The organism is Scandinavium sp. (assembly GCF_051650185.1).
Taxonomy (GTDB): domain Bacteria; phylum Pseudomonadota; class Gammaproteobacteria; order Enterobacterales; family Enterobacteriaceae; genus Scandinavium.
Genome location: NZ_JBOFIN010000091.1, coordinates 43424 through 51332 on the forward strand (window position 1 = coordinate 43424; position 7909 = coordinate 51332).

Consider the following 7909-nt stretch of genomic DNA (forward strand, 5'->3'; position numbering starts at 1 on the left):
TTAGCGGTCAGTTAAACGAGAAACCGTGCAGCGCTGCTGTAAAGCAGCAAGGCTGGCATCGGCGGGTAGCCCGGCTGTCGGGCTGGTGGCGTTTGCGGCTCCACAGGCTGCTGCCAGGGTTAAGTGAGCCACCCAACCGGCATGCGGCTGGGAAAGCAGGCTGGCGATAAGTCCCGCACAGTAGGCATCACCGGAACCGACCGAGCTGACGGTGCTTACTGCGGGCGGTGTGACGCTGAAGGTGCCGTCCGGCGTGTGGGCGATAACAGGATTAGGGCCATCAGTGATGATCACGCATTGCACGCCCTGGCTGAGCCAGACGGCGGGGAGGTCCTGTTCGGTGCCATTACAGGCCTGGCGAAGCTCATCACGGTTGATTTTGATGATGTCCGGGCGGGCTGAAATGGCCTGATTTAGCGCCGGGCCCTGCGTATCCAGCAGAGTCAGTACGTCGTGTTCTCGTGCGGCACTGATCCAGCGGGCATATTCATCGTAAGGCAGGTTTCTTGCCAGTGACCCCGTGCAGATAAGCGCGCTGGCATGCGGCAGCAGCTCATTGAGTAACTGGTGCAGTTGCTCACGTTCGTCGGGCTGGATAACTGGCCCGACGGCGTTAAACACGCTGGCTTTTTCAGGGGCTTTTCGCTCGGTAATGACTTCGCAGATGCGGGTGCTGGCGGCTATTTCACACCAGCGGCCCTCCAGCTTTTCCTGGTCCAGTAACTCCCGGCACAAGCGCCCGGTGGCACCGCCGAGAAAGCCTGTCAGGAAAGGCGAGGGGGCATTGTCGAGCTGGGGCTGTAGCTGGCGCAGCACCCTTGCCACATTAACGCCTTTGCCGCCTGCAAGCGTTGAGTCTTCCAGCAGACGGTGAACGTCGCCGGGGCGCTGCTCTTCAACACGCAGCAAGCGCTCAATGGCGGTATTGATGGAAGCTATGAGTACGTTCACAGGCGTCTCTCCTGATCGGTTGCAATCAGCCAGCTTTCACGGGCGATCATCGCCGCCCCCATGGCAACGGGTTCGGTGAGTTCGCTGACGAACAGCGGCATTTGCCAGCGGCGTCGCCGGTGCTCCTGCATCTCCTGACGCAGGAACAGTGACCCCATCAGCACGGCATCCTGTGGGCGAACGGCGCCAATTTCCCCCATTTGTTGCAGTAAGCGGAAAGCGCGATCGGCAATCTGGTTGAGCGTTGCCCGCACAATCTGCCCTGGCCTGACGCCCGCATTCAGATGCTGGAGCGAGAAGAGACCCGATGCGCCATCATCGTTAATGGCGACCAGCACATCTGAATCGGATGCCTCCTGAAGGAGTTCGCGGAAAAGCTGGTCGTAATCGCCCTGATAAAACAGCTCTGCGAGGGTCTGAATAATTTTCCCTGACGGCGTGGCGCAGCCCATCACAAACTCACCTGCCTGCCAGGTGCGTTCGATGTCGACGCCCAACTGCCAGGCAAAATGCGTGTCCGGGTAGTGTGGCGTCAGCACCATCAGGTATTCCGACGTGCCGATGGAGTCAAAAACATGAGTGGGCTGGCGGTTTTGCACCGCCCAGGCACCCACGATTTGATCGTGACCGCCGATAAAGACGCTGGCCCCTGGCTGGAGAGGCACGCCCGGCAGCGCCTGCGAGAGGATTTCCCCGCAGCGCTCGCCCGTATCTGCCGCGGCGACGAACAGCTCTGGCGGCAATTCAAGCCGTGCAAGCGTCGGTTCATGCAGGCTCAGGGTTTGCAAATCCACGCACTGTGAGTGGGTAATTTGTGAGGAGCAGGCCCGCCACTCCCCGGTGAGTTTCCACATGACGTAGCTGCCGAAATCCACCCATTTGTCCGTTTGCTGCCAGATATCAGGGTGATGTTTTCGCAGCCAGCTAAGCCTCTCCGGGCTCTGATTGGGGCGGGAGCGCATCCCCGATACTGCGTAGTGCTCTTCGCTGTCCAGCCACTGTTGGGTATCTGCATCCAGAGCGGCCTGCGGATAGTTCTCCCACCATGCGAGCGAGGGATAGATCACATCACCGTGGCGGTTGACAGCCACGGACTCTTCCTGACCAAACGTGCCGAGAGAGACCGCAGCCAGCGGGCCGCACTGTTTCGCCTCGTAGCGCGAGTATTCCACGATCAGAGAAGAGAGCATTTCCCAGACGCTGTGGGCATCGTGAAAAGTCAGCCCATTGCGCTGTATGACGGGCGTCCGGCATTTTTTCACCGGCAACAGCGTGCCGGTTTCATCGCTACCGATAATTTTCAGATGCGTGGTGCCGATATCTATCCCAAGAAACCACATGGTGATCCCCTTGTGTTGTCAGTTAAGTCCCAGTTTCCCTGGGTTCAGAATGCCATTTGGATCGAGCGCATGCTTGAGGCGACGCAGCAACATGTGAGATGAGCCAAGAGATTCCCGAGCATACGGGGAACGCACCAGCCCGCCGCCATGGTGATGCGACAGTTCGGCGTTGTGCTCCAGGCAGACTCGCATGGCTTCGCGCCAGATTGCGCGCAATTTTTCGACGGCCTCCCTGTCGCTCGCTTCCTGACCAAGCAGGATCATGTACATGGATGTGCCCTGCGGATAGACGTGTGAAAAATGCGAAAGCACTTCGCCCGCCAGCGGCGTCAGCGCCTTGTTCAGCGCATGGTAGAGGTCGCCAATGCCGTCCCAGGTGTGGGCCACTTCGATGGTTTCGGCAAAGCCACCCGTAGTGTCCAGCAGGTTTTCCACGGTCGAGAAATCAAAGCGGCGCTCCATCCATTTCAGCACGCCCTGAGAGCCCAGCGTTATGCCCCCATGGCGCCGAACGATGCTCATGAAGGCTTCCATTTCAGCATGAGCGATGGCATTGACGCCCTGTGTGCCAAGGAACATCACTGGTTTATCCTGCGCCGGGTTTTGCATGGCGTGACGGGCTTCAGCGGTGTCATAAAGACGCAGCAGGAAAGGGCGCAACCCGCTCATTGCCTGCTCCCGCATGATTTCCAGACCCGCTTCGACAGAGGGGAGTTCCAGCGTTTCGTAAAGACGGGTTTGAGGAAGAGGGAAAATCTTGAGCTGCACGGAGGTCACCACCCCCAGCGTACCCTCTGCCCCGATAAACAGCTGGCGAAGATCCGGGCCCATTGCCGCACGGGGAGACGCTTTCAGGCGAATTCGTTCCCCGGTGGCGAGGATCACGGTGTAGGCCGTAATCAGACCCTCAATGCCGCCGTAATAAGAGGAAAACTGACCGGTGGCGAGCGTGGACAGCCAGCCGCCCACGCTTGACTGATAAAGCGATTGTGGCGAGTGGCCCAACGTCCAGCCCATCGCCTGAAGCTCATCTTCCAGCTTGCCGCCGTTGTAACCGGCGGAGACTTCCACCGTCAGGTTAGTGGTGTTGATATCGCGGTGCTGGGTCATCTCCGTGAGATCGAGCACTATGCCACCGCGCGTGGGCAACGGCTGCCCGGTCACGGAAGAGGCGAGGGCGCGAGGGGTGACGGGGATATCCTGCGCAGTGGCCAGCGCCAGCACTTCCTGGATCTGCTGCTCATCAGTGACTTTCACCACAACATCTGCCTGATAATCATGGCACCCTAGCCGCCTGAGTTTTGTGGAGAGCGGCCAGGTATCATGACTGGAGGCCTGAAGGGTGTCGGGATCGTTCAGCACTTGTCGTTCGGGTAACAGACGTTTCAGGGCGGAAATCAGCGTGGAAAGGTCAGACATACATGCTCCTGCGGTGACGGGTAAAGAGAGCTGCCGGGCGATTTTGTGAGGTGAAAACGCGCTGGCAGATTTCATTGACATCGTGTTGATGGCTAATATACGATCAATTTGCAGAAAGCTGCAAATTGCATTTTTCGTTTTTCCTCAAATTTGTGAAGGAGAGCAAGATGGATCCCCGTACCGGAAAAGCCGTTCGTTTAGGTCGTATTCTTCGCCCGGAAAGTGGGCGCGCGGTCGTGGTGGCGGCCTCGCATGGTGTCATGGCTGGCCCACCGTCAGGGCTGAAAACCCGAGATGAAATTGAAACCGTCTTCGCACAATTACGCAGTGCAGACGGCGTAATGGTAACACCTGGCATGATCCCGTTGGTGGAGAAGACTTTTGTCGGACGCGACAGGCCGGGTTTTGTGCTGCATCTCGACTGGAAAAACCATGCGCGCTCGCTTTATACGCCGGGAAAAGACGGGCGAGGTGAGGGCGTGCTGGCACAGCTGGCTGACATCAGCGATGTGGCGGCCTGTGGTATTGATGCGGTGATGACGTATATGTATCTCGGGCAGAAAGATACGGCGCTGGAGCAGGAAGAGATCGTGCGAAACGCAAGGATTGTTCGCGACTGCGAGCGCCATGGGATCGCGGTGATCATCGAACCTCGTTCTGCGCTGGAAGGGATCGACCCGGATGCGCTGAGCGCGAAAGTCATGAGCATGTACTGCCGCATAGCCGCCGACATTGGGGCGGATCTGGTGAAGGCGCTGTGGCCGGGTTCCGTGGAGGATTTTGCTGCTGTAACAAGCACCTGCTATACTCCGGTGCTCCTTGCGGGCGGTGCTGGCGGCGAAGATCCGCGCTCGACATTGCAACTCGCCGCACAGGCTATCGAGGCCGGGGCGAAAGGGGTGATGTTTGGCCGACGCATCTTCCGGGCAGAGCATCCTGCTCGTGTCCTGCGGGCACTGAATGCGGTGGTCCACGAGAATCAAAGCGTCGAGCAGGCACTGCGGTTGCTCGATCAGGAGAGTCAACAAAGAGAATGACAGTGATAGCACACGATGCGAAACAGCTTTCACCGGTCGCGTTTATCGCCCGAACGGTGCTTTCGCTCGGTCTGTCTGGCCGATTACCTACCACCTCCTGGTTTCAGGAGGTGCTGGATATAGGCTCCGGCACGGTACAAAAAGCGCTGCTGGAGCTGAAAAAAAATGGCGCTGTGACCCTCGTTTCTCGCGGTCATCAGGGGACTTTTGTTGTTGCCTGGGATTTCACTACGCTCTGGGACGCGGCCCGTCTTCCCCCGATTCACATGCTTTTGCCACCGCGCGGCTCTCTGGAGGCAACACAGGTTGCCTCCGCATTTGTTCTTCAGGCGGACGAATGGGGCGCGGTAACCACCATCGGCTATTTGCGTGGCGCACGCTCTCGTCTGACGGCGCTGGAAGCGGGGGAGGTGGATATCGTTCTGCTCTCTTCCGGTTCCGCGCAAATGCTGCTTGAGGACGCCGCTGAACGGGGTTACGAACTGTTCGACGTGGGCTATGGCAGCTACTACAGGCCAGACAGTCTGGTGGTGGTGGAAAAGGCGCAGCCGTCTTCTTCAACGCGTTTGCGGGTGGGCATTGATTTTCACTCCAGCGATCATCAGCGTCTGACGCGTGCGCAGTTTCCTGAAGATCGGCACGAATACGTCGAAGTGGACTTTACGCTACTTCCCCGGGCGGTGTTCCTGGGGGAAATCGACACTGGAGTCTGGCATCAGGAAGATTCCCTCATTCCTCTTGAGCAGGTGGGGCTCAATATCGGGCCACTAACTCAGCCAGCCGCTCAGTCGCTGGCAAAAGAGATCTCCAGTGCGGTGCTGGCAGTGCGGGCAGCGACACCCGTCGCCAGGCTTCTGCACCAGCTCAACATGCCCCAGTTGCAGGCGCAGTCCGCACAGGTTCAGGACTCGCTAAAACTTGCCTTTCGCCTTCCTTAAGACATAAAAAAAGCCGGGTGGCGGCGATGCCTTACCCGGCCTACACAGGCCCGGCAAGCTTTGCGCTGGCGGGCGAGGTAAAAGCAAAACGGTAACCCTCAGGTTACCGTTTTTAGTGTTTGCGCCCTCTCCACGTGGGAGAGGGTTGGGGTGAGGGCATCAGACCGCACCCATTACACTCAGTGCTTTTTCAAATCTGAACTGAAATCACGACGCTCGTAGCCAGTATAAAGCTGACGAGGACGGGCAATTTTCATGCCTTCGTTGTGCATTTCGCTCCAGTGTGCAATCCAGCCCACGGTACGCGCCATCGCGAAGATCACGGTAAACATGGAAGACGGAATACCCATCGCTTTCAGAATGATGCCTGAGTAGAAGTCTACATTCGGGTAGAGTTTCTTCTCGATGAAGTACGGGTCGTTCAGAGCGATGTGTTCCAGCTCCATCGCAACCTGCAGCAGGTCGTCTTTGGTGCCCAGCTCTTTCAGCACTTCGTGGCAGGTTTCACGCATCACAGTAGCGCGCGGATCGTAGTTTTTGTACACACGGTGACCGAAGCCCATCAGACGGAACGAATCGTTCTTGTCTTTCGCACGACGAACGAATTCCGGAATGTGTTCCACGGTGCTGATTTCTTCCAGCATCTTCAGTGCGGCTTCGTTTGCACCACCGTGTGCTGGCCCCCACAGGGAAGCGATACCGGCAGCGATACAGGCGAATGGGTTAGCGCCAGAAGAGCCAGCGGTACGTACAGTTGACGTCGAAGCGTTCTGCTCGTGGTCGGCGTGCAGGATAAGAATTCGGTCCATCGCGCGTTCCAGAACCGGGTTCACTTCATACTCTTCACATGGTGTTGAGAACATCATGTTCAGGAAGTTGCCCGCGTAGGAGAGGTCATTGCGCGGATAAACGAACGGCTGACCGATGGAGTACTTGTAGCACATCGCGGCCATGGTCGGCATTTTCGACAGCAGACGGAACGCCGCGATTTCACGGTGGCGTGGGTTATTCACGTCCATGGCATCGTGGTAAAACGCCGCCAGTGCGCCGGTCACGCCACACATCACCGCCATAGGGTGTGAGTCACGACGGAAGCCGTGGAACAGGCGGGTGATTTGCTCGTGGATCATCGTGTGACGAGTCACGATGGTTTTGAATTCTTCGTACTGCGCCTGAGTCGGTTTTTCACCGTTCAGCAGGATGTAGCACACTTCGAGGTAGTTAGATTGGGTCGCTAACTGATCGATAGGAAAACCGCGGTGCAGCAGGATGCCTTCGTCACCGTCGATAAAAGTGATTTTGGATTCGCAGGATGCGGTAGAAGTAAAACCTGGGTCGAAGGTAAACATGCCTTTCGAGCCGAGGCTACGAATATCAATAACATCCTCACCGAGCGTGCCTTTTAGCACATCCAGTTCGATAGCAGCATCACCATTGAGAGTGAGCTTTGCCTTAGTATCAGCCATTTACGGTCTCCTTAGCGCCTTATTTGCATAAGACTGCCGGATGCCGGATTCGCTTCCAGGGTGCAGTTAGACGTTACCAGTTTGTTATTTGGCTCACAGCTCCGCGTCAGAGGGAAACCAGGGTACAGAGCAAAGGGCGCCTGGGGGCATACGTTCATTACACCATGAAACTACAGCAAATCAGGGTCTTAGCAGTCCGTTTATTCAAACCTGTCTATCACTATTCACTGTCAGATTACATCGGTCAATACTTTCTCACTGTTACATAACTTATTCTCAGGTGAAAGCATGACCCCATAACTTTTACGCATTATATGCCTTTTTAGGTGATGGTTGTAACAATAATGTTTAATATTTGTCAAATCAGGTGAGTAAAAATTAAAATAATGTTGTTATCGTGACATCGATCACTGTTCCGCATAAAACCCGACAAACTATATGTAGGTTAATTGTAATGATTTTGTGAACGGCCTATACTGCCGCCAGGTCTCCGGAAACCCCCTGCAATCCCGAGCCACCCAGCGTTGTAATGTGTCGTTTTAGCTCTTGAGATGGAGTTTTTACATGACGCGCAGTTATAGAAAAGGACGCTGTCTGACCCGCACGCAGACCGGAGGAAGGAAACAATAAGAACAGCATGTGGGCGTTATTCATGATAAAAAATGTGAAAAAACAAAGACCTGTCAATCTGGATCTCAAAACGATCCGATTCCCCGTAACGGCGATAGCGTCCATCCTCCACCGCGTTTCAGGCGTGA

The 7909-nt window shown here is 56.4% G+C and carries 7 protein-coding genes and 1 pseudogene; 3 read left to right on the forward strand and 5 right to left on the reverse strand.

Annotation, left to right across the window (positions count from 1 at the left end; translation table 11 throughout):
• Genes ACRCWW_RS11620 through ACRCWW_RS11630 form a run of 3 tightly spaced genes read right to left on the reverse strand, consistent with a single transcriptional unit; the run spans position 1 to position 3710 of the window.
• Positions 1 to 951, reverse strand: a complete 951-nt coding sequence (locus ACRCWW_RS11620; RefSeq protein ID WP_438682554.1) for a 1-phosphofructokinase family hexose kinase — start codon at positions 949 to 951, stop codon at positions 1 to 3.
• Positions 948 to 2291, reverse strand: a complete 1344-nt coding sequence (locus ACRCWW_RS11625) for an FGGY-family carbohydrate kinase (RefSeq protein ID WP_438682555.1) — start codon at positions 2289 to 2291, stop codon at positions 948 to 950. Before ACRCWW_RS11625 ends, ACRCWW_RS11620 begins: the two co-directional genes overlap by 4 nt.
• 18 nt (positions 2292 to 2309) lie before the next feature.
• Positions 2310 to 3710: an FAD-binding oxidoreductase gene (locus ACRCWW_RS11630; RefSeq protein ID WP_438682556.1), complete on the reverse strand. Its 1401-nt coding sequence runs from the start codon at positions 3708 to 3710 to the stop codon at positions 2310 to 2312.
• Between the two features lie 167 nt (positions 3711 to 3877).
• On the opposite strand from ACRCWW_RS11630, the gene ACRCWW_RS11635 reads away from it, so the two are divergent.
• Both ACRCWW_RS11635 and ACRCWW_RS11640 read left to right on the forward strand, forming a co-directional pair.
• Positions 3878 to 4747, forward strand: coding sequence for a class I fructose-bisphosphate aldolase (locus ACRCWW_RS11635; protein WP_438682557.1), 870 nt, complete (start codon positions 3878 to 3880; stop codon positions 4745 to 4747).
• Positions 4744 to 5685 carry a YhfZ family protein gene (locus ACRCWW_RS11640; protein WP_438682558.1) on the forward strand — a complete coding sequence of 314 codons (942 nt, stop codon included), beginning with the start codon at positions 4744 to 4746 and terminating at the stop codon, positions 5683 to 5685. The genes ACRCWW_RS11635 and ACRCWW_RS11640 overlap by 4 nt, the downstream gene beginning before the upstream one ends.
• 179 nt (positions 5686 to 5864) lie before the next feature.
• Here the strand turns inward: ACRCWW_RS11640 and ACRCWW_RS11645 are convergent, their stop codons facing one another.
• A complete protein-coding gene (locus ACRCWW_RS11645) occupies positions 5865 to 7151 on the reverse strand; it encodes a citrate synthase (RefSeq protein ID WP_438682559.1) in 1287 nt (428 codons plus the stop codon).
• Positions 7152 to 7381: 230 nt separating this feature from the next.
• Complete coding sequence (locus ACRCWW_RS11650) at positions 7382 to 7462, reverse strand: hypothetical protein (RefSeq protein WP_420472519.1); 81 nt, start codon at positions 7460 to 7462, stop codon at positions 7382 to 7384.
• Between the two features lie 326 nt (positions 7463 to 7788).
• Here ACRCWW_RS11650 and ACRCWW_RS11655 point away from each other — a divergent pair.
• Positions 7789 to 7909: pseudogene (locus ACRCWW_RS11655) on the forward strand (succinate dehydrogenase cytochrome b556 subunit); the annotation flags it as partial.

What these genes read in the sequence shown, in the direction of transcription:
- ACRCWW_RS11625 (WP_438682555.1), bottom strand. Translation starts at nt 2,291, where the DNA reads ATGTGGTTTCTTGGGATAGATATCGGCACCACGCATCTGAAAATTATC.
- ACRCWW_RS11630 (WP_438682556.1), bottom strand. Translation starts at nt 3,710, where the DNA reads ATGTCTGACCTTTCCACGCTGATTTCCGCCCTGAAACGTCTGTTACCC.
- ACRCWW_RS11635 (WP_438682557.1), top strand. Translation starts at nt 3,878, where the DNA reads ATGGATCCCCGTACCGGAAAAGCCGTTCGTTTAGGTCGTATTCTTCGC.
- ACRCWW_RS11640 (WP_438682558.1), top strand. Translation starts at nt 4,744, where the DNA reads ATGACAGTGATAGCACACGATGCGAAACAGCTTTCACCGGTCGCGTTT.
- ACRCWW_RS11645 (WP_438682559.1), bottom strand. Translation starts at nt 7,151, where the DNA reads ATGGCTGATACTAAGGCAAAGCTCACTCTCAATGGTGATGCTGCTATC.
- ACRCWW_RS11650 (WP_420472519.1), bottom strand. Translation starts at nt 7,462, where the DNA reads ATGCGTAAAAGTTATGGGGTCATGCTTTCACCTGAGAATAAGTTATGT.